This window comes from Alteromonas portus, from assembly GCF_005117025.1.
Taxonomy (GTDB): Bacteria; Pseudomonadota; Gammaproteobacteria; order Enterobacterales; family Alteromonadaceae; genus Alteromonas; species Alteromonas portus.
Window position 1 is genome coordinate 139,835 of the sequence record NZ_SWCO01000009.1, and the last position, 26,359, is coordinate 166,193.

25 protein-coding genes are annotated in these 26,359 nt (G+C 46.0%); 17 read left to right on the forward strand and 8 right to left on the reverse strand.

The genetic code is table 11. The annotated features are described in order from the left end of the window. The first annotated feature begins 170 nt into the window (after positions 1-170). Complete coding sequence (gene uvrA, locus E5672_RS16065) at positions 171-3,002, forward strand: excinuclease ABC subunit UvrA (protein ID WP_136783135.1); 2,832 nt, start codon at positions 171-173, stop codon at positions 3,000-3,002. A gap of 203 nt (positions 3,003-3,205) precedes the next feature. Next, on the forward strand, positions 3,206-3,373 hold the full coding sequence (locus tag E5672_RS19900; RefSeq protein WP_012516741.1) for a hypothetical protein: 168 nt from the start codon (positions 3,206-3,208) through the stop codon (positions 3,371-3,373). A gap of 77 nt (positions 3,374-3,450) precedes the next feature. Here the strand turns inward: E5672_RS19900 and E5672_RS16070 are convergent, their stop codons facing one another. Further along, entirely contained in the window at positions 3,451-4,953 is a 1,503-nt protein-coding gene (locus E5672_RS16070) for an Hsp70 family protein (RefSeq protein ID WP_136783136.1), read from the reverse strand. 186 nt (positions 4,954-5,139) lie between these two features. On the opposite strand from E5672_RS16070, the gene E5672_RS16075 reads away from it, so the two are divergent. After that, entirely contained in the window at positions 5,140-5,559 is a 420-nt protein-coding gene (locus E5672_RS16075) for an acyl-CoA thioesterase (RefSeq protein ID WP_136783137.1), read from the forward strand. 22 nt (positions 5,560-5,581) lie between these two features. Continuing rightward, positions 5,582-6,280, forward strand: coding sequence for a 2OG-Fe(II) oxygenase (locus tag E5672_RS16080; RefSeq protein ID WP_136783138.1), 699 nt, complete (start codon positions 5,582-5,584; stop codon positions 6,278-6,280). Here E5672_RS16080 and E5672_RS16085 read toward each other — a convergent pair. The 4 genes from E5672_RS16085 to E5672_RS16100 form a co-directional block, all read right to left on the reverse strand. After that, positions 6,277-7,233: a dihydrodipicolinate synthase family protein gene (locus tag E5672_RS16085; protein WP_136783139.1), complete on the reverse strand. Its 957-nt coding sequence runs from the start codon at positions 7,231-7,233 to the stop codon at positions 6,277-6,279. The two genes, E5672_RS16080 and E5672_RS16085, sit on opposite strands and share 4 nt — an antisense overlap. A 138-nt stretch (positions 7,234-7,371) precedes the next feature. Then, positions 7,372-7,869 carry a DUF3299 domain-containing protein gene (locus tag E5672_RS16090; protein ID WP_136783140.1) on the reverse strand — a complete coding sequence of 166 codons (498 nt, stop codon included), beginning with the start codon at positions 7,867-7,869 and terminating at the stop codon, positions 7,372-7,374. Between the two features lie 141 nt (positions 7,870-8,010). Continuing rightward, complete coding sequence (ppa, locus tag E5672_RS16095) at positions 8,011-8,541, reverse strand: inorganic diphosphatase (RefSeq protein WP_014947861.1); 531 nt, start codon at positions 8,539-8,541, stop codon at positions 8,011-8,013. 162 nt (positions 8,542-8,703) lie between these two features. Continuing rightward, entirely contained in the window at positions 8,704-9,681 is a 978-nt protein-coding gene (locus E5672_RS16100) for a class 1 fructose-bisphosphatase (RefSeq protein WP_136783141.1), read from the reverse strand. A 309-nt stretch (positions 9,682-9,990) separates the two neighbouring features. Between E5672_RS16100 and mpl the strand changes: the two genes are divergently transcribed. The 3 genes from mpl to E5672_RS16115 all read left to right on the forward strand — a co-directional run bounded on the left by mpl (position 9,991) and on the right by E5672_RS16115 (position 12,865). Then, positions 9,991-11,349 carry a UDP-N-acetylmuramate:L-alanyl-gamma-D-glutamyl-meso-diaminopimelate ligase gene (mpl, locus tag E5672_RS16105; RefSeq protein ID WP_136783142.1) on the forward strand — a complete coding sequence of 453 codons (1,359 nt, stop codon included), beginning with the start codon at positions 9,991-9,993 and terminating at the stop codon, positions 11,347-11,349. A gap of 71 nt (positions 11,350-11,420) precedes the next feature. Next, positions 11,421-12,053, forward strand: a complete 633-nt coding sequence (locus tag E5672_RS16110; RefSeq protein WP_014975357.1) for a flavin prenyltransferase UbiX — start codon at positions 11,421-11,423, stop codon at positions 12,051-12,053. Positions 12,054-12,055: 2 nt separating this feature from the next. Next, positions 12,056-12,865 (forward strand): S1/P1 nuclease, encoded by an 810-nt coding sequence (locus E5672_RS16115; protein WP_136783143.1) that lies wholly within the window; start codon positions 12,056-12,058, stop codon positions 12,863-12,865. Between the two features lie 133 nt (positions 12,866-12,998). Here E5672_RS16115 and rraA read toward each other — a convergent pair whose 3' ends face one another. Beyond that, positions 12,999-13,484 carry a ribonuclease E activity regulator RraA gene (gene rraA, locus E5672_RS16120; RefSeq protein WP_014947855.1) on the reverse strand — a complete coding sequence of 162 codons (486 nt, stop codon included), beginning with the start codon at positions 13,482-13,484 and terminating at the stop codon, positions 12,999-13,001. A gap of 413 nt (positions 13,485-13,897) precedes the next feature. Between rraA and E5672_RS16125 the strand changes: the two genes are divergently transcribed. The 8 genes from E5672_RS16125 to E5672_RS16160 are packed head-to-tail and all read left to right on the forward strand — an operon-like array spanning position 13,898 to position 20,223. Continuing rightward, positions 13,898-14,410: a phosphatase PAP2 family protein gene (locus E5672_RS16125; RefSeq protein WP_167483156.1), complete on the forward strand. Its 513-nt coding sequence runs from the start codon at positions 13,898-13,900 to the stop codon at positions 14,408-14,410. A gap of 1 nt (position 14,411) precedes the next feature. Next, the gene (locus E5672_RS16130; protein WP_136783145.1) at positions 14,412-15,479 is read left to right on the forward strand and encodes an MJ1255/VC2487 family glycosyltransferase; all 1,068 of its coding nucleotides are present in this window, start codon (positions 14,412-14,414) and stop codon (positions 15,477-15,479) included. A gap of 51 nt (positions 15,480-15,530) precedes the next feature. Then, positions 15,531-15,728 carry an LPS translocon maturation chaperone LptM gene (lptM, locus tag E5672_RS16135; protein WP_240692260.1) on the forward strand — a complete coding sequence of 66 codons (198 nt, stop codon included), beginning with the start codon at positions 15,531-15,533 and terminating at the stop codon, positions 15,726-15,728. Beyond that, positions 15,728-16,978, forward strand: coding sequence for a diaminopimelate decarboxylase (lysA, locus tag E5672_RS16140; protein ID WP_136783147.1), 1,251 nt, complete (start codon positions 15,728-15,730; stop codon positions 16,976-16,978). The genes lptM and lysA overlap by 1 nt, the downstream gene beginning before the upstream one ends. A gap of 35 nt (positions 16,979-17,013) precedes the next feature. Then, positions 17,014-17,844: a diaminopimelate epimerase gene (gene dapF, locus E5672_RS16145; RefSeq protein WP_136783148.1), complete on the forward strand. Its 831-nt coding sequence runs from the start codon at positions 17,014-17,016 to the stop codon at positions 17,842-17,844. After that, entirely contained in the window at positions 17,841-18,536 is a 696-nt protein-coding gene (locus tag E5672_RS16150) for a DUF484 family protein (protein ID WP_136783149.1), read from the forward strand. The genes dapF and E5672_RS16150 overlap by 4 nt, the downstream gene beginning before the upstream one ends. Positions 18,537-18,541: 5 nt before the next feature. Continuing rightward, positions 18,542-19,462, forward strand: coding sequence for a tyrosine recombinase XerC (gene xerC, locus E5672_RS16155; RefSeq protein ID WP_136783150.1), 921 nt, complete (start codon positions 18,542-18,544; stop codon positions 19,460-19,462). Between the two features lie 20 nt (positions 19,463-19,482). Continuing rightward, positions 19,483-20,223, forward strand: a complete 741-nt coding sequence (locus E5672_RS16160) for an HAD-IA family hydrolase (protein ID WP_136783151.1) — start codon at positions 19,483-19,485, stop codon at positions 20,221-20,223. A 133-nt stretch (positions 20,224-20,356) separates the two neighbouring features. Here E5672_RS16160 and cysE read toward each other — a convergent pair whose 3' ends face one another. Further along, positions 20,357-21,154 (reverse strand): serine O-acetyltransferase, encoded by a 798-nt coding sequence (gene cysE / locus E5672_RS16165; RefSeq protein WP_136783152.1) that lies wholly within the window; start codon positions 21,152-21,154, stop codon positions 20,357-20,359. 500 nt (positions 21,155-21,654) lie between these two features. On the opposite strand from cysE, the gene uvrD reads away from it, so the two are divergent. Beyond that, positions 21,655-23,826, forward strand: a complete 2,172-nt coding sequence (gene uvrD / locus E5672_RS16170; RefSeq protein WP_136783153.1) for a DNA helicase II — start codon at positions 21,655-21,657, stop codon at positions 23,824-23,826. Between the two features lie 42 nt (positions 23,827-23,868). Then, positions 23,869-25,146: a GGDEF domain-containing response regulator gene (locus tag E5672_RS16175; protein ID WP_136783154.1), complete on the forward strand. Its 1,278-nt coding sequence runs from the start codon at positions 23,869-23,871 to the stop codon at positions 25,144-25,146. Positions 25,147-25,306: 160 nt separating this feature from the next. On the opposite strand, the gene rarD is transcribed toward E5672_RS16175, so the two are convergent. Next, positions 25,307-26,221 carry an EamA family transporter RarD gene (rarD, locus tag E5672_RS16180; RefSeq protein WP_136783155.1) on the reverse strand — a complete coding sequence of 305 codons (915 nt, stop codon included), beginning with the start codon at positions 26,219-26,221 and terminating at the stop codon, positions 25,307-25,309. Positions 26,222-26,359 lie beyond the last annotated feature (138 nt).

Below are 26,359 nucleotides of genomic sequence, written 5' to 3' on the forward strand. Positions count from 1 at the left end.
TTTAAAAATGGGGATAAAATCACCACTTTGCAATGACGTTAAGTGAGAACTAATCGTAAGCTTGAGCGTTAAGGTGATCTGCTTACTCCACTCACAGTATAACTTGAATGTCATATCACTTTACTTGACACCTATGGCATACTGATTCTTTTTCTCTCATTTAGGCTTCAATGGATAAAATCGAAATTCGCGGTGCTCGCACCCACAACTTGAAAAACATCGATTTAACACTGCCACGAGACAAGCTGGTGGTGATAACCGGCCTCTCTGGCTCGGGTAAATCGTCTCTCGCTTTTGACACGCTTTATGCAGAAGGTCAGCGTCGTTACGTTGAATCTTTGTCTGCGTATGCCCGTCAGTTTCTATCTATGATGGAAAAACCTGATGTTGACCATATTGAGGGTTTATCACCAGCAATATCCATTGAACAGAAATCAACATCGCACAACCCCCGTTCAACGGTGGGTACCATTACTGAAATATACGACTACCTGCGTTTGATGTTCGCGCGAGTGGGTACGCCACGCTGTCCAGATCACGATGTGCCGCTAGATGCACAAACGGTCAGTCAAATGGTAGACAAAGTGTTAGCCATGCCCGAGGGCAGTAAGTTAATGCTGCTAGCGCCTATTGTTAAAGAACGTAAAGGCGAGCACGTTAAGACACTGCAGAACCTGTCAGCTCAAGGTTTCATCCGTGCCCGTATTGACGGTGAAGTGTGTGACCTATCTGATCCGCCGCCTCTCGATTTACACAAAAAGCACACCATCGAAGTTGTGGTCGACCGCTTTAAAGTGCGCGACGACATGGCACTGCGTTTAGCTGAATCATTTGAGACGGCGCTGAGCCTAGCTGGCGGTAACGCGGTTGTGGCTGATATGGACGATAAAGACGCAGAAGAAATTGTATTTTCTGCTAACTTCGCATGTCCACACTGTGGTTACAGCATCAGTGAACTTGAACCTCGTCTGTTTTCATTTAATAACCCAGCGGGTGCATGCCCAACTTGTGACGGACTAGGTACAAGACAGTTTTTTGACCCAGCACGCGTGGTCGGCAATACCGAATTAAGTTTGTCTGGCGGCGCTATTCGAGGATGGGACAAGCGCAGCTATTACTACTTCCAAATGCTACAGGCAGTAGCAGACCATTATAAATTTAGCCTTACCGCACCATTTGAAGAGCTCGATAAAAAGCACCAAGACATTGTGCTTTACGGGTCTAAAGGCAAGTCGTTGTCGTTTAAGTACATAAACGAGCGTGGCGACGTAATGGAGCGCAAGCATCCATTTGAAGGCATTATCCCTAATATGGAGCGCCGCTATCGCGAGACCGAGTCGAACTCGGTGCGTGAAGAATTAGCAAAATATTTAAGCCAGCAGCACTGCAGTAGCTGTAACGGCACCCGTCTGCGCGTTGAAGCGCGTAATGTATTTATACAAGACACCAACCTGCCTGCCATTGCTCACATGTCAATTGCCGACGCGTATGGCTTTTTCGAGACACTCAACCTTGAAGGCCAGCGCGCTCAGATAGCTGAAAAGATTTTGAAAGAAATCATGGACCGCTTGCGCTTCTTGGTAAACGTAGGTCTTAACTATCTTTCTATGTCGCGCAGCGCCGATACACTGTCAGGCGGTGAAGCTCAGCGTATTCGACTGGCAAGTCAAATTGGCGCAGGCCTAGTGGGCGTTATGTACGTGCTGGATGAACCCTCTATCGGACTTCACCAACGGGATAACGAGCGCTTACTTGGTACGCTTACGCATTTGCGTGACCTGGGTAACACTGTTCTAGTTGTAGAGCACGACGAGGATGCCATTCGCGAAGCCGATTACATTGTAGATATTGGCCCAGGTGCAGGTGTGCATGGCGGTGAGATTATTGCCGAAGGCTCACTGGAAGACATTAAAAATAGTGAACACTCACTTACTGGAAAGTACTTATCTGGCAGAGAGAAAATAGATATCCCTGCAACACGTACACCGGTGAAAGACGACAAGTGGCTAGAGCTTTTAGGCGCAACCGGTAACAACTTGAAGTCTGTTGATTTACGTATACCTACCGGTGTAATGACCTGTGTAACCGGTGTATCGGGCTCGGGTAAATCAACGCTGATTAATGACACTTTCTACAAAATAGCGCAGCGCGAGCTAAACAAGGCGACTACTTCTGAACCGGCGCCGCATAAGTCGATGACAGGATTAGACCAGCTAGATAAAGTGGTCGACATTGACCAAAGCCCTATCGGCAGAACCCCGCGTTCTAACCCCGCGACTTACGCTGGCATTTTCACACCTATTCGTGAAATGTTCGCCGGCACACAAGAGTCGCGTTCACGGGGTTACAAGCCTGGTCGCTTTAGTTTTAACGTGAAAGGCGGTCGCTGTGAGGCGTGTCAGGGCGACGGTGTAATTAAAGTGGAAATGCACTTTTTACCAGACGTGTATGTGCCTTGTGACGTGTGTCAGGGCAAACGCTATAACCGTGAAACTCTAGAGATAAAGTACAAAGATAAGAACATTCACGAAGTATTAGAAATGACGGTGGAGGATGCCCGTCAGTTCTTCGATGCTATACCTGCAATTTCACGTAAATTGCAGACCCTCATGGACGTGGGCTTGTCTTACATTCGACTGGGTCAAGCAGCCACTACGTTATCGGGTGGTGAAGCACAGCGCGTGAAATTAGCAAAAGAGTTGTCAAAAAGAGACACTGGGCAGACGCTTTATATTTTGGATGAGCCAACCACCGGATTGCACTTCCACGATATTAAACAGCTATTAGCCGTTCTTCACAGACTACGCGATCACGGTAATACCGTTGTGGTTATTGAGCATAACCTAGATGTGATTAAAACCGCAGACTGGATTGTCGACCTTGGACCGGAAGGCGGATCCGGAGGTGGCCAGATTATTGCAGAAGGAACACCTGAGCATGTGGCCCAACAAGAAGTTTCACATACAGGTCGATTCCTGAAACCCATGCTCACACAAGCTTGAGCCAGTAACGAGGTAAATACGTTGGCGTAAAGCGCACTTATTTTCTATTTCGTTGCTGTGTAATTTACACAGCAACTTGTAAGAAGTGCGCGTTGACGTTTATTTACACGTTTTTCCTTGCTGGTCAGATCTTGTATTGGCAAATCATACGTTACGATGATTTTTGTGTATTTTTGCAGTAAGAATTGCTGGAGCGACAACTAATGAACCAAACGCCGCCATTAGCCTTAGTGAAAACATGGTATCACCTACTGTCATCATCAGAAGACAATGATGTGAAAGCACGCGCACAAGAAATGCTGTTAAAAGCCTTCGAGTCGCCTGAGGCCATCGCGATTTATCTAAAAGAACACAATATCCTTAAGCACTGATCAAAAAAGCCTTAGCGTAGTAAAGGCTACTACGCTAAGGCTTAGTGTTATTCATACCGGAAAAAGAATAGAAAAGGTTAAGCGTGCTTAGCCGCTTGAATAGCTAACCCTTCACATACCGAATTAAAAGCATCATTTTCTAAGCGTGGTAAACCAGTAAGCAGGTTTTCATACAGCGCATCCACGACGATTGGCGATAAACTCATACCACCTGTGATCATCACTACTTCTGGCTTTTCACTACTGCTTTCTAAGCATTCCACTACTAGTGTTTTTACTTTATCAAGCCAAGGTTTTAACGCCTTTTTGAGCGAGTCTTGCGAAATCTCTACGTCAAAATCATCTTCGATATAGTGCAGCGGCAAGGTGATATTCTGTTTGCTCGACAGAAGCTCTTTGGCTAGTCGGGCCGAGTTCACCACGCGGGCAGACAACTTGTTCTCTTGAACAATAAGCAAGCGTTCTAGCTGGGCAGGCTCTTTTATTACTGACATGGTTTGCGAAATATCTAACCCGTAATCGTCAGAGAAAAAGCGGGTAAGAGCAGGAATGTTATCAACCGCACACATGTCAGAGAAGTACGTAGGAGGAACAGGAAGCCCGTTAATCATCTTAAGGCCCATTCCCATTTCAGGAGCAATAGCCTTAAGCACCAGGCTTTTATCGCAATCCATGCCGCCTAAACGTCTGCCTGTTACCGACAGAACATCGTCTTTACGGTCAAGCTGATTAGAACGCTCCGGCGAAAGCTTAATACAGCAGATATCCGTGGTGCCTCCACCAATATCTACAATTAACGTGGTGGTATCTCTTGGTAGGGTTTGCTCAATTTTGTACGCCGCTGCGATAGGTTCATCTAGAAAATTAACCCCTGAGAACCCAGCTTTCGTCGCCGCTTCAGTCATAATTTGAATGGCTTGGGCATTCCCCTCTTCACCGCGGGTGCCGTGAAATTTAACAGGGCGGCCAATAACCGCATTATTAACAACCTTGCCTAGCTGCTGCTCTGCGCACTGTTTAAAGTACGCCAGTTGCTTAGCAATAATACCAATGAACGCTTGTTTTTGGTCGCCGTCTAGCGATGCGCCTAGGAAGTTTTTAGGTGAGTAGATAAGTCGGCCTTTATCAGGCATTTTAAGAAAGCGTCTAAACCCTTCTTCACCAAACGCAAACTTACCGTGCTCTACTAAGCGCAGCAAAGGAATTTCGTCTAGCGACATGGCATGCATCAATTGCGCTATAGCTTTGCGCTGTAGCGCAGGCTTGTTGTGCAAATCACCGCGCAGCGAGTCGATACGGTCGCTGTACATCGCCTGTTCTTTTGGATCTTTCGCAGAGTAATAGCCGTCCTTCGCCTTATCTATTTGCTCACTGATAACGCGCTGTAACTGCGCCACTTTCGCTTCAACCATGGCGTCAGGAGGCGGCGGCAGTTCATCTTCAAAATAGATGAACACCGAAGAACGGATTTTATTGCCCTTCTTATCTAGCGGGTCAAGTTTGATGTGCTGATGGGCCGTTCCATCAAAATACACAACCTCAGAATTTGATGTACCGTAGTCAATCCCAATCGCAGTCATAGTATGTTCGCTTAAAAAGTTAGAAGCGGATTGTAATGCAAAAGAACCTAACGGCACACCCCCTGTAAGCTAATCGAAACACAACGATTTGCCTTAAACACAACCGCTTACACAAGGGCTTACTGAAAACCACTGCTCATAATGCTAGAGTAGGAATTAAACTTATAACAATGCCCACAAATAATTATGAGTAACACAGCACCACTTATCACTTCTTTTGACGTACGTTTTTGTGAAACCGATGCTTTACAGCATGTCAGTAACACAGCATTAGTCGCGTGGTTTGAAGCAGCCAGAGAGCCTATTTTCAGAATGTTTACTCCTGAGCTAGACTTACAAAACTGGCCACTCATTTTGGCCAGTTATAAGGTCGACTTTTTAGCTCAAATTTTCTATGGAAAGCCAGTTACAGTTAAAACGTATATTAGTCGATTGGGAAACAGTGCGTTCGACGTGTTTCAAGAGTTATGGCAAGACGATAAGCTATGCTCAACTGGCGTTACCACCATGGTGCATTTCGACTATAAAACACAGCGCTCTGCGCCAATTCCAGATGATGTGAAGTCAGAGCTACAGTCACACTTTAAAGAATTACCAACTAAGTAATAAAGCGCAGTACGAGGTATCCATGAGCGATTTAATTGAAGTTATTGATGATGTGTTACCAACAGAGCTGTGCACGCAACTCATGGAACGCTTTGAAAGCAGCCCTAATTTAAGTCAAGGCCGCACTGGCGGTGGTGTAGATTTAGATAAAAAGCGTAGTATGGATGTGTCGATAAGCCGAAGCCCTGAATTTAAAGACTTATTTCAGCAAGTGATGCAGCACACCGGAAAGCAGCTGGTTGCCTATATTGAAAAATACTATTTTGCGCTTGTTGGGCCCATTGGCTTAACCGTACGCCATCCAAAAACCGGCGAACCGGTAAAAGTAACCGGTGAAAATTTTGATGAAGTGGGCAAGCCAAACTTGGCAAATTTGGTGAATTACCTTTTTCGCGTAGGTGATGTTAATGCACAGCGCTACACCGCGGGTAACGGCGGCTACCCATATTGGCACTCTGAAGTGTATCCGCAGCTTCAACATAACGATGCGCTGCACCGCGTGCTGCTGTTTATGTACTACTTAAACGATGTGGAAGAAGGCGGCGAGACCGAGTTTTATTATCAAAACCGTGCGGTTAAGCCCAAAGCAGGCAGAATGGTGATTGCGCCAGCCTATTTTACTCACACGCATCGCGGCCAAATTCCAAAAAGTAACGACAAGTACATTTTAACGTCGTGGCTTTTGTTTAACCGCGCTGAGCAGATTTATACGCAGGGCTAGCTTAACGATAACTCCGTGATGATGTGCTCTAGCTCGCTGTACTCTTTTTTGGCGATAGGTAAAAAGGGTGCAGGTAAGCTAGGCGTTTCACAATAGCCCAAAATTTCTGCCGCGGCTGCAACCACACGCAAACCGCCGCCATTGCGCGCAAACATGCTCCATATTCCGCTTAACGCTTGTGACTGAGCCTGTGCATCAACAACATTACCAGAGTGAGCGGCGTCGATAATACGCGTTACGGTTCGCGGGAATATTCCCCCTATAACAGAGAGCCAAAGGTCACAACCTTCACTCATTCCTGCTGCGCCGAAACTATCACCACTTACGCCGATAGCAATGTTTGCAGGCATTATCTCTCGCAATGATGATAATCGGCGAGCGCCTTCGCTATTGCTTGCTAAAGTGGGTGAGATACCTTTGCTAGCGCTATTATCCATTGAATTTTTGGCAAATGTGGCAAATGGCGAGCCGGGTATTTTAATCGCTCCGATATTCGGTAATTTTCCTATGCGACGGTATAAATCATCACTGAAGGTAAAATTAGTCACGCGAGGGTTTTCATAAACGCAGATAGGCACAGATACTTCGTGACTCACTGTCTCATAGAGGCCGTACACTTCGTCTTCGTTAAGTACTTGATAAGAAACCGGTGCCAACAACACAGCATTAACCCCTGCTTGCTGCACCGCTTCAACGTTTTTTAACACGTCATAGGTACGAAGGGCCCCGACGCCTGCCATAACAGGAATGCCTTGTGCGTGGTTAACGGCGAGCTTTACTACGTTGTACTTTTCTTCTCGCGTTAGGTAAGGATAAAGCCCGGTAGAGCCAATGGCGCAAATTGAATCTACGTTAGCTGAGGCTAAATTATCAACAAGCCCTTGAAACGCTTTGTAGTCTATCGTCTCTTGTTTAAATGGGGTAATGGGAAACGCTGATAGCCCTGTAAACACCTGATGCCCTTATTTTAAAACGTTTAATGCTTCCTAACGTTAACGCATCACCTATGCGTTGTCTCTATCTAGCTCGTCGTGACACTTGAGATAGTAGAGGTAACCTTCTTTAGCGTGGTTGTACATTCAAGGCTACCGCTAGAACCCCTCAACCGCTTCACCTTTTAAGCGGTAACCTACTGATGCGATATCGCCTTTCCAGCCGTCGGTCGATAGTTCGCCAGTCACCCATATCGCATCGTAAATATTATCAATGCGTACACCTTCTTCAAATTTTACGTAAACAATTTGATTGGACGGCGGCGGTGGTACGTGAATACAGGCTCCAAAATACGGAACAAGTAAGAACTCGGTGGTGAGTTCTGCGGTACCTTCAAGTGGCACAACAAAGCCCGGAATTTTCACTCGTTTACCGTCAAAGGTATCGACGACTGGTGCGTCTGGCTGAAGTTGACTCATTTCACCATTGTGCTGAACCGAGGGTGGTGCGAGTTCGTTAAAGCCTTCAGGTACAAGGTCTTCCCAATACACCTCTACAAGAGCTTTGACAGGCGCCTCATCTGCCAGAGCGTTGAAGGTTACAACCATCATTATTACAGCAAATAATGAAGGCATGGATAATTTATGGTGGATCATACTGCTCTCTATCGTTGAGTATTTTGTTCGCTTTTTTGTATCGGCTTTTGCTTTTCGTTTTCAATCTTCACTTTTTAGCCACATACAAAAAGGGCCGGTATTACACCAGCCCTTTGTATCATCAATTTAAAGCAGCGTGAATTATTCTGCTTCGAAACGCGCGATGCTTGCGGTAATTTCTTCTTTTGCAGCTGCAGCGTCTGCCCAACCGTCAATCTTAACCCACTTGCCTTCTTCAAGATCTTTATAGTGCTCGAAGAAGTGCTCGATTTGCTTAAGAAGAAGAGGAGGTACGTCAGCAATTTCTTTAACGTCACGATAGATAGTAGAAAGCTTGTCTACTGGTACCGCTAGTACTTTTGCATCTTTACCAGACTCGTCAGTCATGTTTAATACGCCAACTGGACGACACTTAATAACAGAACCCGCAAGTAGTGGGAACGGAGTCATTACTAGAACGTCAACTGGGTCGCCGTCTTCAGACAAGGTGTTGTTAACGTAACCGTAGTTAGTTGGGTAGTGCATGCAAGTTGCCATGAAACGGTCAACAAAAAGTGCACCTGTGTCTTTGTCTACTTCGTACTTCACCGGGTCAGCGTGTGCTGGAATTTCGATGATCACATTTACTTCGTCTGGTACATTTTTACCAGCAGAAATAGCACTTAAGCTCATTCTTTGGTCCTTTCAATGATGTATAAGAAATTTGGGGTTAAGTATACGGTGACAGCAGCAAAATAAAAACGCTTTACGACCCTTGTCGTACTAATCTCTTTATTTTTTCACGAAATTTTGCTGCTTTTTAATAAAAAAATGGCCCATCAGGGCCATTTTTTGCTATTCCGCGTTGTCGTTGTAGCTTAAGCACATATCAACTTCATCTTTAGAACCGATAATGCACGGTACACGTTGGTGAATTTCTTCAGGCATCACCTCTAGAATTCGGCCCGTGCCCGTTTCCGCTTTACCACCAGCTTGCTCCATCAAAAACGCCATTGGGTTGGCTTCGTAAAGCAAACGCAATTTACCTGGCTTTGACGGGTCTCTGTTATCGAATGGATACATAAAGATGCCACCGCGACAAAGCAAACGGTGAATATCACCTACCATTGCCGCCACCCATCGCATATTAAAGTCTTTACCACGTGGCCCCTCTTTACCCGCTAAAAGATCAGCCACATACGCCTGCATAGCAGGTTCCCAATGACGCTGGTTCGAAGCATTAATTGAAAACTCAGAAGTTTGCTCAGGCACTTGAATATTCGGGTGAGTTAGCAGGAAACCACCATGGGTTTTATCAAGGGTATAAATGTGCGTACCGCGACCTGTGGTCAGCGCTAACATTGTAGACGGGCCATACAGTACATAACCTGCAGCAACCATCTGCGTACCAGGCTGCAAGAAAGCAGAGGGATCGTCTGGCTTCATCCACTGCGGTGCATGAGTAATTGAAAAAATAGTACCGATTAGGCTGTTAATTTCAGTGTTTGAAGACCCGTCAAGCGGGTCGAAGCTTACTAAGTAGTTACCTTCTGGGTTGCACGGTACTACATCGTCTTCTTCTTCAGACGAGATGGCTTTAACGTAGCCAGATTCCCTTAGCGTGTCTTTTAAAATGTGGTTAGAGATAACGTCGAGCTTTTTCTGTGTTTCGCCCTGTACGTTTTCTGAAAGAGTTGAACCGAGCACGCCAGCAAGTGCGCCTTGACTCACGCGGAAAGAAATTTCTTTACAGCCCGCTAGCAGTGTACGAATGAGTAGTATTAACTCAAGCGGTGCACCGTCTTGTTGCAATTGGGAATTTAAACGTTTCATTGAATGTAAGCCTTTTTTTATGTGTAGGGTGTTGTACTTGCAGTCGCTCAGCTTTCCTTACCGGCGTTTATCTGAAGCACACACAGGTTTTAAGCCTGTGGTTAGATTGTAACCGTGTTCTTTGCTAAGTGGAACACACTTACCAAAAGTCATACACACACCATACCAGTTTGTATACTTTGAATACCTGAATGTTTACGGTGCACAAAGGCTGACAGCAGCACTGCTTTGATAAAAATTGAATTATCTATCGGCCTTATGGTTCTGATACAGTACCCCAATAACATGATAATTCATTGAGAATGCGCTATGCATGTACATATTTTAGGCATTTGTGGAAGTTTTATGGGTGGCATCGCCGCCATTGCTAAATCCCTAGGCCACAAAGTAACAGGGTCTGATAAAAACGTTTATCCCCCTATGAGTACCCAACTGGAGGCATTAGGCATCGAACTGACCGAAGGCTATTGCGAAAGCCAGTTCGATCCAGCACCAGATATGGTAGTTATCGGTAACGCTATGTCGCGCGGCAATCACGCCGTGGAATACGTGCTAAACCGCAATTTACCTTACACCAGCGGCCCGCAATGGCTGCTAGATAACTTACTAAAAGATCGTTGGGTTATTGGACTTTCAGGTACCCACGGTAAAACCACCACCAGCAGCATGGTAGCGTGGATTTTAGAGCACGCTGGGCTTAACCCTGGTTATTTGATTGGCGGCGTTCCAGAGAACTTTGGTGTATCGGCCCGCGTGGGTGAAAGCCCCTTTTTTGTTATTGAAGCTGACGAATACGACAGCGCATTCTTCGATAAACGCTCTAAGTTTGTACACTACCGTCCAAAAACCTTAGTTATAAACAACCTTGAATTCGACCATGCAGATATATTTGCTGATCTTGGTGCTATTCAGACCCAGTTCCACCATTTGGTTCGCATGGTGCCTGAAAACGGGCTTATTCTTACGCCAAACAGTACCCCGGCTATTGAGGATATGCTGAAAAAAGGTTGCTGGTCTTCTCGCCAATCGCTAGGCAAAGAATGGCACGCTGAACTGTTGAAGAAAGATGGCAGTGAATTCAATGTACTCTATAACGGTGTTAACGTGGGAACCGTAACATGGTCCCTTTTGGGTCAACACAATGTAGACAACGCCTTAATGGCTATAGCCGCCGCCCATCATGCAGGCGTTACCTTACCTGATGCCATAGAAGCGTTATCCTTTTTTAAGAATGTTAAGCGTCGCATGGAAGTGAAAGGTGAAGTAAACAACATCACCGTATACGACGACTTTGCACACCACCCTACCGCTATAGCGACTACAATTGATGGACTGCGCAAGAAAGTGGGTAATGCACGTATACTGGCTGTGCTAGAGCCCCGCTCAAACACTATGAAAATGGGCGTACATAAAGACTCGCTGGCAAATTCGTGGCAAAAAGCCGATGAAGTTTATTTGTATGAACCTGAAGGTATGGACTGGTCGTTAGCCGACTCCGTGGCCCATAGCAATGCGCCTACGCACTGCTTCAGAGATGTAGAGAAGATCGTTCAAGGCGTTTGCAACGTAGCACAACCGGGCGATCATATTCTTGTGATGAGTAATGGCGGCTTTGAAGGCATTCATGGCCGTTTACTTGATGCACTAAACACGAAGTCCAAACTATAACAAAACAAAATTTCACATAGTAATACCCGATAGACAAGCCCGCTTTGCTTGTTATCTACAGAGGCTAAACCATGAAACACGACAAGCAAGTCACGCTTGCTATCACAGGTGCATCAGGTGCACCTTACGCACTTACACTATTGAAATCGCTAGTTAACGCCGATTACCAAGTGTATGTATTGATCTCTTCCGCTGCCAAAGTGGTGTTTGCCACAGAAGAGAACGTTAAGATACCGGGGCGCCCCGAAGACGCCGCGGCGTTTTTTACTGAGCACTGCAATGCAAAACCTGACCAAATTAAAGTATTTGGAAAAGAAGAGTGGTTTTCACCGGTAGCTTCAGGCTCAGCCGCCCCCGCTAAAATGGTGGTTTGCCCATGCTCTACAGGTACGCTTTCTGCCATTAGTATTGGCGCAAGCGACAACCTTATTGAGCGCGCCGCCGATGTCGTGTTAAAGGAGCGGGGACAACTTATTTTAGTGCCCCGTGAAATGCCGCTTTCTTCTATACACTTAGAAAATATGCTCAAGCTTTCACAAATGGGTGCTACAATTATGCCCGCTGCGCCAGGTTTTTATCACAATCCAAAGACTATCGATGACTTGGTTGATTTTGTGGTGGCGCGCATACTAGACCACCTAGGTATTGAGCAGTCCCTTGTCGCAAGATGGGGCTATCAGTCTTCCAAACATTCTGAGGATTAACCATGTTCGCGTTTGCAAACAGGATTTGCGCTGTTGCGCTGAGCACACTATTTACATTGTGTATTGCATCACCCGCTTTCGGCTGGGGACAAACAGGCCACAGAGTAACTGGCGCTATTGCACAGCAGTACCTAAGCCCCCTATCGCAGGCTGCACTTATGGACCTGTTGCCTCATGGTTCGTTGGCTGAGGCCTCGACTCATGCTGATGAAATGCGTTCTGACCCTAGCGAATTTTGGCAAAAAACAGCTAGCCCTTGGCACTATGTGTCTGTACCTGAAGGAAAAACCTACGAAGAAGTGGGTGCACCAAAGCAAGGTGATGCAGTTACGGCGTTAAAGCACTTTACTGAAACCTTAAAAAGCGACACTGCCAGCATTGAAGAGAAGCGTCTAGCACTTCAATTTGTCGTGCATATTATTGGCGACCTGCACCAGCCACTGCACGCTGGCAACGGCACTGATCGTGGTGGTAACGATGTAAAGGTACGCTTCTTCTGGCAAGACTCTAACTTGCACCGCGTATGGGATTCGCAAATGCTAGATCAGCGGGACTTGTCATATTCTGAGTGGACTGAATGGCTTACACAAACTATTACTTCAGAAGACATTCGCAGCTGGGCAACCACTGACCCTATGGTGTGGATTGAGGAAAGCACTACTATTCGCGATACCATTTATCCGCAAGACGCTAATAACATGAGCTATGACTACTTATACAATCACCTGCCTACTGCTAAAAAGCGTTTACAGATGGCAGGTATTCGCATCGCCATGTATCTAAACCAAGTGTTTGATGACGCGAACAAGTAGCGTCACACTCGGTATGTAAGCGCTGAACGCACTTAAATAGTTATAAGCGCAAATAGAAATACAAACGGAGGCTCAAAGCCTCCGTTTTTTATTTCTTTGTTTTCAAAGCAGTTAGCGTCTGCTTGCCAATGATTTAATCTAGATCTAGTGGCTCAGGGGAAAGAATCACACCCGTGCTATCCGCATACAGGTGGTCTTCGGGTAAAAACGTAACGCCGCCAAAGTTAACGGGTACGTCTACCTCGCCAATACTTTCGCACTCTGCATTTACAGGAATTGCAGCAACAGCCAGAACGCCAATATCCAATTCAGCAAGACTATCAACTTCACGCACACTGCCGTAAATCACAACGCCTTCCCAGTCGTTATCAATGGCGACTTGCGCAGAGGATGCATCGAACAAAGCACGACGACTTGAACCGCCGCCATCGATTAGCAGCACCTTACCTGCACCAGGCTGTGCAAGGACACGGTCGATAAGACCTCTGTCTTCAAAGCACTTAATTGTGGTGATTTCACCACCGAAAGAATAACGGCCACCAAAGCTTGCGAAAATTGGATCTACTACGTCTACGCTATCAGCAAACAAGTCGCATAATTCAGATGTGTTGTATTCCATTCTATTGCCTTACTAAAATTGAGAAGCGTTGAAGCTCTATGCTCGTTAAACCTAGCATAGCATTAATTGTGGTGATGCAAACGGTTGATTTAGCGCGTTTCATCAAATTTTCACCTTTTGCAAAAAATGCAGAACTATCACCATGACATACCGAACATGAGCACGTATTTTGCTTACACTTTCATTAGTGTGAACACACGATTTACTAACGTGTCTTGAAAAAATTCTAACTGGATATGATTTGCTACAAACTGCGAATTTAAAGCCAGTTTCCCTGTTTGCCCAATAACGGTGCTACGAAAAGCAAAAAGCTAAGTGAGATGTCAAAAAAGTTTCTTTTTTCCGTCACCCACTGGTCACAGACAATCTTTAGCCTGTGCATTAATTAACCGATAGGGGACAAGGCGATGTTGATGAAATCCTTGACCAAATACGACACTGACTTATTTTATCGCCTCTACAAGCTGACGCAAAAAAGAGACTGTAGAAGTATTGTATGGCTTTCAAAAACAGGTGACGGCTACCTATATTTTGTTATCGGCATGCTGCTTTGGGCTTTTGAGCCTGAGCACGGTGAGCTTTTCCTCTATACAGCGCTGATGGCATATGCGCTGGAATTACCCATTTATGTGCTGCTTAAGAAAATGTTCAAGCGCCCTCGCCCTTGCGATTTTCTAATGAATTTAACAGCACATGTCACGCCCTCAGATAAATTCTCACTTCCCTCAGGTCATACTGCCGCTGCGACGTTAATGGCCTGTATAGTAGCGCACTATTATCCGCCGTTTGCACTACTTGCGTATAGTTGGGCTGCACTTATTGGGCTTTCACGCGTACTATTAGGCGTTCATTATCCTTCTGATGTGGTCGCAGGGTCTCTGCTTGGCGTAACAATAGCGACACTAAGTATTTCAATTCTGGGGTAGCATGAAATTATTGTATGGTGTGCAAGGCACCGGAAATGGGCATATTGCACGAGCGCGAATCATGGCTGCTGCGTTGGCCGAGCGAGACGACATAAGCGTAGACTTTGTGTTTACCGGTCGTGCCCCTGAGAAATATTTCGATATGGACGTATTTGGGCAATATCGAACGTACACTGGGTTGAGTTTCATTACAAAAAGCGGGCGCGTGGACAAATGGTCTACGGTAAAAGAAGCCAACATTCGACAGCTAAACAAAGACATCAAAGCATTCGATACCCGTGACTACGATTTGCTGGTTAACGACTTTGAACCTGTGACGGCATGGGCTGCGAAGAAACAAGGTTTACCTTCCATTTCTATTAGCCATCAAGCGGCGTTTACCTATAACGTACCAAAAAGCGGCAATACCATATTCGATAGCTTGCTAATGAAAATGTTTGCGCCTACCGATCTTCAGCTAGGTGTACACTGGTATCATTTCAATCAGCCAATTATTCCACCTTTCGTTGCAGAAAAACCAATTAGGTCTTCGGGTAATGGACACGTGTTGGTTTATTTACCTTTCGAGGATATTGAAGATATTCAACAAATGCTTGAACCGCTTAGTGATCAGGTATTTGAATGCTTTCACCCTAACATCGATGAAGCCAAAGAAGTGGGCCATATCCATTGGCACCCCACGTCAAAGAAGCACTTTCAAAAAGCTCTGCAGCATGCCAGTGGAGTCATTGCTAACGGAGGCTTTGAGTTATCTAGCGAAGCCCTCCAATTAGGAAAAAAGCTGCTCATTAAGCCCTTGCATGGCCAATTTGAGCAGTTATCCAATGTGCTTACTCTTAGTCAATTAGATTTGTGTCAGACGCTATTTCAACTCGACACCGACATTGTCGAAGAGTGGCTTGAAGCACCTGAAAATGAAGCTATCGCCTTCCCAGATAACCCCAATGTTTTAATCGATTGGCTCAAAAATAAAGACTTTTCTGATACGCAGAGCCTGTGTGATGCCCTTTGGAAAAACGTTCAATACGGCGATAAGACACAAGAACGATTATTGGCTCTTGCAATTTAACACCGCAATGCGATGATAGCGGCATTTGTCGTATTCTTTGCGGGATTTTTCGTGCTTAAAAAGTCTGTTGTTTTCTTGCTAACACTCACAGCATTATGTGGCTGTGGTTATAAAGGGGCGCTCTATATCCCCGATGCGCCTGCGCAAAACACGTCTGCTGAACCAGCGTCTTCTGATAGTTCAGAAACCGATGCTTCATCTAGCGCCAACAATACATCCCCCGTTACTACTTCTGGAGAGCTGAACTAGTGGATTATTTCGCCTACAGCCAAGGTCAGCTGCATGCTGAACAAGTGGCTGTTTCTGATATTGCGGCCCAGCACGGAACGCCGGTATATATTTATTCTCGCGCTACGTTAGAGCGCCATTGGCACGCTTTTAATGATGCCATTGGTGAACACCCTCACCTTGTTTGTTACGCCGTAAAAGCGAACTCAAATATTGGGGTTTTAAGTGTTTTGGCTAAGTTGGGCTCAGGTTTTGATATCGTTTCTGCAGGTGAATTGGCACGTGTAATCGAAGCCGGAGGCGACGCTAGCAAAGTGGTATTTTCAGGCGTTGGTAAAAAGCACGATGAAATTCGTTATGCACTAGAACAAGGTATCATGTGCTTTAACGTAGAGTCAGAGCCAGAGCTTCACCGCATTAACCAAGTTGCGGGCGAAATGGGCGTGAAAGCTCCTATTTCACTGCGCATAAACCCGGACGTGGATGCAAAAACGCACCCTTATATCTCCACAGGTTTGAAGGCAAACAAATTCGGTATTGCACGTGAGCGAGCGCTTGCTACCTATGAATTAGCTGCATCCCTGCCCCACTTAAACGTGGTTGGTATGGACTGCCATATCGGCTCTCAGCTAACTGAAATTGGACCCTTTGTAGATGCGCTAGAGCGTCTACTTCTGCTAATTGATGAATTAGCCGAACGCAATATTATCATTGAGCATCTAGATGTGGGCGGTGGTCTTGGCGTTACTTATAATAACGAGCAACCACCTCATCCTAAAGCCTACGCACAAGCCATGGCTGAAAAAATGGTAGGCCGTGAAAACCTGAAGCTTATTCTTGAGCCAGGACGTGCAATTGCAGCCAACGCCGGTATTTTGGTAACCGAGGTTGAATTCATAAAAGAGGGTGAAGAAAAGAGTTTCGCTATCGTTGATGCTGCAATGAACGATTTACTGCGCCCTGCGCTTTACTCAGCATGGCAAAAAATCATCCCTGTAAAAGAAGAAAGCACGGCAACACCACGTATTTACGATGTAGTAGGGCCTGTATGCGAAACCGGTGATTTCATCGGAAAAGATCGCGAATTAGCCATTGAACCTACCGACTTACTTGCAGTTCGCAGCGCCGGTGCCTATGGTTTTGTTATGGCGTCAAACTACAATAGCCGCTGTCGTCCAGCCGAGATTATGGTAGACGGTGATAAAGCAATTGTGGTTCGTGAAAGAGAAAAACAAAAAGATCTCTGGCAAGGTGAGTATAAACTTCCGTAAACTAGAGACAAACTAACAAGATAGATGCGCGTTTAATGCAGGTTCAATTTTCTAAAATGCACGGTTTGGGTAACGATTTCATGGTTATTGATAACGTTACTCAGAACGTCTTTTTCTCTAAAGAAAAAATTCAACAACTCGCTAACCGAAATTTCGGTATTGGCTTCGACCAGCTGTTGATGGTGGAACCGCCTTACGATCCTGAGCAAGATTTCCATTATCGTATTTTCAATGCTGATGGCTCAGAAGTAGAGCAATGCGGTAATGGTGCACGTTGTTTTGCGCGCTTTGTTAAACAAAAAGGTCTCATTAATCGCAACAAAATTGTCGTAAGCACTAAAGCCGGAAAAATGGTGCTGTATCTTGAGAAAGATGGTCAGGTTACTGTGAACATGGGCAAGCCTGAGTTTGAACCTGCGAACATACCGCTTACAGCCAACAAGCAAGAGAACACGTATATTTTGCGTGTGGGCGAACGCACCTTATTTATTGGGTCAGCGTCGATGGGCAACCCCCATTGTGTAATGGAAGTAGACGACGTTGATACCGCAAACGTTGCCGAAATTGGGCCGCTTGTTGAGAAACACGAACGCTTTCCTGAAGGCGTAAACGTTGGCTTTATGCAGATAATTAACGAGTCACACATTAAGCTTCGCGTATTTGAGCGTGGTTCAGGTGAAACCCTAGCCTGCGGTAGCGGTGCGTGTGCAGCGGTTGCAATTGGCCAAATTCAGGGTAAATTAGGAAAAGACGTACGGGTGGACCTACCCGGAGGCAGTTTACGTATACGCTGGCCTGGCCCAGATAACGTGTTAAAAATGACAGGGCCTGCCGAACACGTATATGACGGACATATAAATCTATGAGCGAATTATCAGGGCAGTCTAACGCCACGCAATTAATTGAGCCATTTAACGACACAACGGAATTGTCGAGTGCTGATGTGCGCGCGTTTTTGTTACGAAACCCTGAGTTTTTCGCCGAGCACCCCGACCTGCTTGAAAAGATTAAGCTGCCTCATGAACACAAAGGCAGTGTTTCACTTGTCGAAATTCAAAGTGATCAGCTAAGACAAAAAGTCAGGCAGCTAAATTTCAAGCTAAACCAACTGGTTACCATAGCTAAGCAAAACGAAAAAATATATCGCGTTTATACCGACTTAAACGTGCAGCTACTGCGTTGCGAAAGCGTTGCTGAAGTACAGTTTACGTTAGAAGACGTGCTGCAAGAACGTTTACAATTGTCATCAGCGGTCATTAAAAGCTTTAAGGGCCCCCACGCTATTCCTGAACTACAGCAACGTTTGTTCACAGAAAAGCGTTTTAAAAACACCAACTTTTTCTTTGGTCGCTTATCGCAGCACGAACGCCAACTTCTTTTCGGCGAAAACCCTGCGGAATCGGTCGCGTTAATGCTACTTGGTGACAACCGTGAATTAGGTATTTTGGGCATTAGCAGCAGCGACGCCAGCCACTTTACGCCTGATATGGATACCCTCTTGCTTCAACAGCTTCAGCAAGTGCTAAATATCATCCTGCCTGAAATGATGGGATATTAGGTGCTGTGTCTACGGACGCCTTAATCAGCGAATCCTGCCAACAATGGCTAGACAAGTTTCTCCTTCACTTACAGGTTGAGCGCGGGTTATCTCTTCACACCATTAAAAACTACCAGCGTCAGCTTACTGAAGTGGCAAAGCTACTCGGGCTTTACGAGTGGTCCGGACTTACACCAAGTGATATAAAGCGAGTTATGGCTGATGCGAAAATGTCTGGTCACAGTCCACGCAGCATTGCGCTGAGACTTTCAGCATTAAGAACCTTCTGCCAATACCTTATCGACCATCATCAGCTATTCAGCAACCCCGTAGAAGGCATTCAAGCCCCTAAACAAGGAAAACCATTACCTAAGCAGCTTAGCGTGGATGAGATGCAGCAGCTGCTTAATGCCTCACCTCGAAGCAGTGACGACGATGAAGGCATGCAGTTAAGAGATGTAGCCATGTTTGAGCTGCTTTATGGGTGCGGGCTGCGTTTGAGTGAGCTTACCGGGCTTAATTTAGCCGACTGTTTAAAAGACGGTACGGTAAAGGTCATGGGTAAAGGCAGTAAACAGCGAATACTGCCACTGGGTCGACATGCGCAAAAAGCCCTTAATGCCTGGTTAAAAGTTCGGCCAGCTTACGCTTCCCCGTATGAAAGTGCGGTTTTTGTAAGTAAACGCAAAACCCGAATATCGAACAGGCAAGTCGCGAATCGCTTAGATAAAATGGCGCAAGAGCAGTCTTTATCGCAAAAAGTAAGCCCTCACAAACTGCGCCATTCTTTCGCTACTCACGTATTAGAATCCAGTGGCGACTTACGTGCGGTTCAAGAATTGTTAGGGCACGCTAACTTGTCGACAACACAGGTTTATACCCATCTCGACTTCCAGCACCTCGCCAATGTATACGATGCGGCTCATCCGCGCGCGCGAAAAAAATAACGCTCACTTAAGGTTTTACCATGCAGTTTTTCCGGTCTATCAACAAAGTCGAGGCGATGACTTTCGACCTTGATGACACCCTTTATAATAACGAACCAATCATCCAAAGGGCTGAGCAGGCGCTACAAGCGCATATTGCTAGGCATCATAAAAATGCTGCGGCACTGTCGTCACAAGATTGGCAGGCATTAAAGCGAGCAGCTATTAAAAAGGATTTGCGTTTGGCGTCTGACATGGGGCAGCTTCGCCGTGTAGTGCTTACCGCAGCACTTGCTAACACCACACCTGAAAAATTAACAACAGAGTTGAAACACGATGGTGAACTTAGTGAAGCAGTAGAAGCTTGCTTTAATTGCTTTTACGACGCAAGAAGCGACTTTGAATTAGCTGACGATGTACACGCAGCCCTTAAGGCAGTAAGTAGCCAATTACCGCTTATCGGCATTACTAATGGTAATGTAAACGCAGAAAAAATAGGAATTGATGGTTACTTTGAAACCATTCTTCACGCCAGTACAACACGCCCCATGAAACCAGCCCGCGATATGTTCGATGAAGCGGCTGCACGTTTACAAATTGCGCCGAAGCACATTCTTCACGTAGGTGACAATATTATCAAGGATGTACAAGGCGCGGTTAACGCTGGCTATCAAGCCGCCTGGTTTGCCTGTAACAGACCCATGACACTAGCCAACGAACCTGTAAGCGTGCTTCCCCACGTCGCATTAGACAACCTCAATGAGTTAACCCACTTCCTATGAATAATGGGGTCAGAGTACTTTAATCGCTTAAAAGTGGGGGCAAAATGTGGGGTCAGAGTACTTTAAACTTTTACTAAGTATAAAACGGGAAATGTACTCTGACCCCATTATTAATGTACTCTGACCCCATAATTTAGTTGTCTTCTAGTACGTTTTGGCGCATGGATTCACAGGGGCTTTGACAAACCGGTCTCCCAACTACCTTGGCTGGAACACCCACCACGGTAACGTGGGCTGGTACGCTATTGAGTACAACGCTACCTGCGCCGACTTTCGAGCCCTCGCCGATTTCGATATTTCCTAGGATCTTGGCACCTGCGCCAATTAACACGCCTTGGCGAATTTTGGGGTGACGATCTCCCGACTCATTCCCTGTACCGCCAAGAGTAACGCTTTGTAAAATAGACACGTTGTCTTCGACTACCGCAGTCTCACCCACCACAATACCGGTAGCGTGGTCGAACATAACGCCTTTACCAATTCGCGCTGCTGGGTGGATGTCTACACCAAAGCTCGATGAATTACGGCTTTGCAAAAACAGGGCTAGCTGATGACGACCGTGAAGCCAAAGGTAGTGCGCCATTCGGTGCACCTGCACAGCATGGAAGCCTTTAAAGTGAAGTAAGGGAGTAAGGTAATCATTAACCGCCGCATCTCTTGCATTAATTGCCATAATATCGGCAATGGCTGCCTCACTGATTCCAGGCTCTAGCAGATAAGCTTCATCGAACACCTCGCGAATGGCGAGTGCAGGCATGACGTCGTCTGCCATTTTGTTTGACAAGATAAAGCTTAACGACGATTCGAAATTATGGTGCGCAAGGACACTGGCATGCACATAGCTAGAAAGCAAAGGTTCGTTGTCAGCAACAATTTGCGCTTCTTGTTTTAGCGTCGACCAGAAATCGATGGGCGTAGAAAGTGCGGTCATGAGCATGTCCCGTTTATGTGCTGTTGATGTGCCAATTGGTGTCGTTTAAAAATTAGGGCCGTGTACTTTTGCAGCTTGCTTAAATGGCCGAACTTATCTTTTGTAGTTCATTCTTCACGGAAGAATATAACGCTGGCCTTAATAGCTGTGCAGAAAGTTTACCTGAGTTTGGCGTGATGCAATACCGATGTGATACCAGCCAAGCGCATAATTCGATCAATTTATCGAAATAATTCGTTATAGCTAATAACTGTATCGTTCATTTGCGCTCGCTGTCTCGCTGTAAGCTCGCATTAAGCCCTGCCACATAGGAAAACGAACGGTAAAAGTGCCAGACACTTTCAGTAAAAGTCTCGTTTAGTGTTCACCTACTGAACCTAAACAACTGCCCTTTTGCTCACCAAAAAAGGCGCAAAAACTGGACTGTATAAATTAACAGGCAGATGGCATAATAGCGCGCTGCTGAACGTATAACTTTATAAACTAACAGGTACCACATTATGGATGTATCTCGACTGCTAGACGAGCTAAACGACAAACAGCGTGAAGCAGTAGCAGCCCCATTATCTAACGCCTTGGTATTGGCCGGCGCTGGTAGTGGTAAAACCCGCGTATTAGTGCATCGCATTGCGTGGTTGATGGAAGTCGAAAACATCGCCCCTTTTTCTATTTTGGCAGTGACCTTTACCAATAAAGCAGCCAAAGAAATGCGTGGCCGTATAGAGTCGTTGATGGGTCGCAGCCTGCACAACATGTGGATTGGTACCTTCCACGGGCTTGCGCATCGCTTACTACGCGCTCACCACGCAGAAGCCAACTTGCCTGAGAATTTTCAGATAATTGATTCGGATGATCAGTACCGCCTGATTCGACGCATTCTAAAAGCTATGAACTTGGACGAAAAGCATTGGGCTCCTCGCCAAATCCAATGGTATATAAACGGCAATAAAGACGAAGGCTTACGTCCTCAGCATATTGAAACCCACGGCGACCATATTCAAAAAACCATGCGTGAAGTCTATGCCGCATATCAAGACGCGTGTGACCGTTCAGGCTTGGTAGATTTTGCTGAGTTATTATTGCGCGCCCATGAATTGTGGGCTAAAAACCCGGACGTATTAGCGCACTATCAACGCCGTTTCCGCGCCGTTCTAGTTGATGAATTCCAAGATACCAACAATATCCAATATGCATGGCTTCGTATGCTGTGTAGTGGCGGCAATAACAACATTATGATTGTTGGCGACGATGACCAGTCTATTTATGGCTGGCGTGGTGCAAACGTAGATAATATTCAGCACTTCCTGAAAGACTTTAACGAGCCTACTACTATTCGCCTTGAGCAGAACTACCGTTCTACCGGAAATATTCTTAAAGCGGCGAACACGGTTATCGACAACAACACGGGTCGTCTAGGGAAAGAGCTTTGGACGGAAGACGCACAAGGCGAGCTTATTTCTGTTTATGCAGGCTTCAACGAGCTAGATGAAGCGCGCTTTATTGTTTCTAAAATTAAAGATTGGCTTAATCAAGGCAACGCCCTTAGCGATACCGCCATTCTTTACAGAAACAATGCCCAGTCTCGAGTACTGGAAGAAGCCTTGCTACACGAAGGGTTGGCCTATCGCATATACGGTGGTTTGCGATTCTTCGAACGCCAAGAAATTAAGGATGCGCTTGGCTATATGCGTATGGTGAGCCACCCCCACGACGATGCTGCTTTTGAGCGTGTGGTAAACACCCCCAGCCGAGGCATTGGAGAGAAAACCCTTTCGCAAGTACGTGATGCTGCACGTATGCATAACTGTTCTATGTGGCAGGCATGCCAGCTACTCATTAATGAAGGTGGCTTTAAAGGCCGCGCGCTAAACGCTATGCAAAGCTTTGTTTTGCTTATAACTGAGCTAGAACAAGCCACGCTAGACGAGCCTCTTGATCAACAGGCCGATAAAGCTATTCGCCAGTCTGGTCTGTACGCTATGTACCAGGCGGAGCGCGGAGAAAAAGCCCAAGCACGACTAGAAAACTTAGAAGAGCTAGTTAGTGCATGTAAAACCTTTATCGTGCCTGAAGAAGCCGAAGAAATGTCGCCTTTAGCAGCCTTTCTAGCCCATGCGTCGCTTGAAGCAGGTGAAACTCAGGCGGATAAAGATCAGGACGCAGTGCAAATGATGACTATTCACACCGCTAAAGGCCTTGAGTTTCCATTGGTATTCTTAGCTGGCGTAGAAGAAGGCATGTTCCCTAGCCAAATGACTAACGACGAGCCAGGTCGAATGGAAGAGGAGCGCAGACTTTGCTATGTTGGTATGACTCGCGCTATGCAAAAATTGTATATCACTTACGCAGAAAGTCGTCGATTATATGGCCAAGATAAGTATCATACTGCTTCTCGATTTATTCGCGAAATGCCTGCCGATTGTGTAGAAGAAGTCAGGCTTAAATCGACTATCTCGCGCCCCGTGCATAACCGTTTTAGCCAAGCGACCTCGCACGCCAGTTTTGAAGAAACAGGATTTAGTTTAGGTGAGCGAGTTGTACACCGTAAATTCGGGGAAGGTATTGTTCTGAATTACGAAGGTAGTGGTGAGCATGGTCGAGTTCAAGTAAACTTCGATGAATTCGGCAGTAAATGGCTTGTACTTGCTTACGCAAAGCTGGAGAAAGCGTAACATTATTAAGTGGCAAGGTAGCCCAAACCTAAGTTGGAATGTATGCAGCAACATGTGCTGATCATCGAAAATGGTGAAGGCAACCTTGAACTTATAGCGAAATTAGTACGCCGCTCGGGACTTACACCCGTTGGTGCAACGTCGCTTACAGAAGGTAAGGCACGCTTCGCACAAGAAATGCCTGAAAGCTTTTTGTGTGCCATTGTTGCCTATGCGCTACCTGATGCCCCGAAAGGTGAGGCTATCGACTTTGCTGTCGGCTCGTTTATTCCTACCATCGCAACAACCGAAAATCTGGACAACGATATTCGCGACAAAGTCCTTGAGCGCGATGTTGTCGACTATATTCCTAAAGAAAATTCGCAGAATTACGACTACCTAAACCGCCTTATCAGCCGCCTCGAAAAAAACAAATCAACAGGCGTCGTCGTGGTAAGCACTAATCGTGTTTTACGCTCTAAAACGGTTTCGTTACTTCAGCGCCATAACTTCATTGCATTTGAATGTTTAACCGCTACTGACGCTTTGCAGTGTTTGTCGGAACACAAAAATGTGCGTCTTGTCATTACCGATAACACCCTACCTGACATGACAGGTACCCATTTTGTCGCAAGCCTAAGAAAGGCATTTTCTAAAGAGCAGCTTGCCATAATGGGTATAGCCGGTGGCAAAGGCATGCTAATGTCTGCGCACTTCATAAAAAGTGGCGCAAATGACTTTTTGCGCGTGCCTTACTGTCATGAAGAGTTCTTATGCCGGGTAATGCAAAACGTTGAATATATTGAAAGCGTTGAAGAAATACGCCGCGTGGCCAACACCGACTATTTAACAGGTTTACCGAACAGGCGTCACTTCTTCTACATGGTTACGGTGCAGCATCAGAACCTGTCTGAAGATCATGCTCTTGCCCTTATTGACCTAGACTTTTTCAAGTCAATAAACGATACCCACGGCCATGACGCCGGTGACATTGTTCTAAAAGCCATGGCGGCTCTTATTGAGTTTTATTTCCCTGATGAAATTATTTCTCGCTTTGGTGGTGAAGAATTTTGCATTTATATGCCTTCAATACCGCTTGAAGAGGCCTGCGAACGCCTAGAAGATTTCCGGAAGGTAGTGGAAAATGAAGTTATCCAACTTCCTAAAACCGATATAAAAGTGACTTGTAGTATTGGGGTAAGTGGCGTCCACACTCAGCGCGTAGATAAGCTACTAAGCCTTGCCGACAAGCAGCTTTACGCTGCCAAAAATAGCGGCCGTAACCAAGTGAAGTGCGAACCACCAGGTGTTACTCAGCAAGAGCAAGCGTCACTGCTTTAGCGTCTCACCCAATCAACCGCGCCTTAGCAGTTAAACGCTTAAATCAAAACTTGCCCGCTACGCGTTACTATCACAAAAAGCGCGCAGCTTTCTTAAACTAGCGCTTTAGGCAAACGCTTTGTACACAGCTTGTATCACGTCGCCTCGTGCGCAACAGCCCTTACTCTACCGCAAGCTTTTGCGCTTTACGCTGACTACGGTAATTTACGAGCGAGTCGGCACTGAACAAGATAAGCGCAAACCACACAAAGCCGAAGGTCACCAAACGCGACTCTTCAAGCGGTTCGCCGTACAGGTAAACCGCCAGTATGAACATAAGCGTAGGGCCAATGTACTGAAAGAAGCCCAGCGTTGAATACATTATGCGCCTTGCTGCGGCGGTAAAACAAAGTAGTGGCGCGGTAGTTACAATGCCAGCCGCCAAAATAAGGGTATTTAGCGTGGCATCGTTATTAAATAAGTTGCTGTATTCAGAGCCAAAGAATACCCAATAGATAATAGCTAACGGCGAAAGCATTAAGGTTTCAATGAAAAGGCCGGGTAGCGAGTCTACTGCCACTTGCTTGCGCAATAAGCCGTACACGCTAAAACTTCCCGCAAGCACCAGGGCAATCCACGGCACGTGGCCGTAAGAGAAAATAAGAATAGCCACGCCAATAACCGCAAGACCCACAGCAACACGCTGTAAATTACGTAACCTTTCACCCAAAAACAGTCGCCCTAAGAACACGTTGATAAGAGGGTTGATGTAATAGCCAAGGCTTGCATCAAGAATATGGTCGTTATTAATTGCCCAAATAAACAAGAGCCAGTTCGCCCCGAGCAGCAAACCAGCAACGAATAAAATCTGCATAACTCGCTTGTTGCGAAGGGCGGCGCCCACTTTGGGCCACTGCTTTAGCGCGGCAATAAGCCCAACTAACAGCACCACTGACCATATCACCCTGTGCATAAGGATTTCAGCCGCAGGCAATACCATCAACTGTTTGAAATAAACAGGTGCAACACCCCACATACTGTATGCGGCAATAGCACAAATAACGCCGACTTGAGCGGCACTGGCTTGCTTAGACAAGACTGACTCCAACGAGATTCAGGGGAAGAAGGCGCGTATTGTTTATCAGGTTAAGTGAATACACAACCCTTAACGCTTTCCATTGCGGCAAAGGGCGGGTAACAAGCGGCGTAACCAACGAAAAAAGCCCCACCAAAT

Excerpts from the sequence above, each read along its gene's own strand:
- ppa (WP_014947861.1), bottom strand. The coding sequence starts at position 8,541 with ATGAGCTTAAGTGCTATTTCTGCTGGTAAAAATGTACCAGACGAAGTA.
- E5672_RS16110 (WP_014975357.1), top strand. The coding sequence starts at position 11,421 with ATGAAACACGACAAGCAAGTCACGCTTGCTATCACAGGTGCATCAGGT.
- rraA (WP_014947855.1), bottom strand. The coding sequence starts at position 13,484 with ATGGAATACAACACATCTGAATTATGCGACTTGTTTGCTGATAGCGTA.
- uvrD (WP_136783153.1), top strand. The coding sequence starts at position 21,655 with ATGGATGTATCTCGACTGCTAGACGAGCTAAACGACAAACAGCGTGAA.
- E5672_RS16100 (WP_136783141.1), bottom strand. The coding sequence starts at position 9,681 with ATGAAACGTTTAAATTCCCAATTGCAACAAGACGGTGCACCGCTTGAG.
- E5672_RS16115 (WP_136783143.1), top strand. The coding sequence starts at position 12,056 with ATGTTCGCGTTTGCAAACAGGATTTGCGCTGTTGCGCTGAGCACACTA.
- E5672_RS19900 (WP_012516741.1), top strand. The coding sequence starts at position 3,206 with ATGAACCAAACGCCGCCATTAGCCTTAGTGAAAACATGGTATCACCTA.
- dapF (WP_136783148.1), top strand. The coding sequence starts at position 17,014 with ATGCAGGTTCAATTTTCTAAAATGCACGGTTTGGGTAACGATTTCATG.
- E5672_RS16150 (WP_136783149.1), top strand. The coding sequence starts at position 17,841 with ATGAGCGAATTATCAGGGCAGTCTAACGCCACGCAATTAATTGAGCCA.
- E5672_RS16090 (WP_136783140.1), bottom strand. The coding sequence starts at position 7,869 with ATGATCCACCATAAATTATCCATGCCTTCATTATTTGCTGTAATAATG.
- uvrA (WP_136783135.1), top strand. The coding sequence starts at position 171 with ATGGATAAAATCGAAATTCGCGGTGCTCGCACCCACAACTTGAAAAAC.
- E5672_RS16130 (WP_136783145.1), top strand. The coding sequence starts at position 14,412 with ATGAAATTATTGTATGGTGTGCAAGGCACCGGAAATGGGCATATTGCA.
- mpl (WP_136783142.1), top strand. The coding sequence starts at position 9,991 with ATGCATGTACATATTTTAGGCATTTGTGGAAGTTTTATGGGTGGCATC.
- E5672_RS16175 (WP_136783154.1), top strand. The coding sequence starts at position 23,869 with ATGCAGCAACATGTGCTGATCATCGAAAATGGTGAAGGCAACCTTGAA.
- E5672_RS16080 (WP_136783138.1), top strand. The coding sequence starts at position 5,582 with ATGAGCGATTTAATTGAAGTTATTGATGATGTGTTACCAACAGAGCTG.
- E5672_RS16160 (WP_136783151.1), top strand. The coding sequence starts at position 19,483 with ATGCAGTTTTTCCGGTCTATCAACAAAGTCGAGGCGATGACTTTCGAC.
- E5672_RS16070 (WP_136783136.1), bottom strand. The coding sequence starts at position 4,953 with ATGACTGCGATTGGGATTGACTACGGTACATCAAATTCTGAGGTTGTG.
- E5672_RS16075 (WP_136783137.1), top strand. The coding sequence starts at position 5,140 with ATGAGTAACACAGCACCACTTATCACTTCTTTTGACGTACGTTTTTGT.
- cysE (WP_136783152.1), bottom strand. The coding sequence starts at position 21,154 with ATGACCGCACTTTCTACGCCCATCGATTTCTGGTCGACGCTAAAACAA.
- E5672_RS16125 (WP_167483156.1), top strand. The coding sequence starts at position 13,898 with ATGAAATCCTTGACCAAATACGACACTGACTTATTTTATCGCCTCTAC.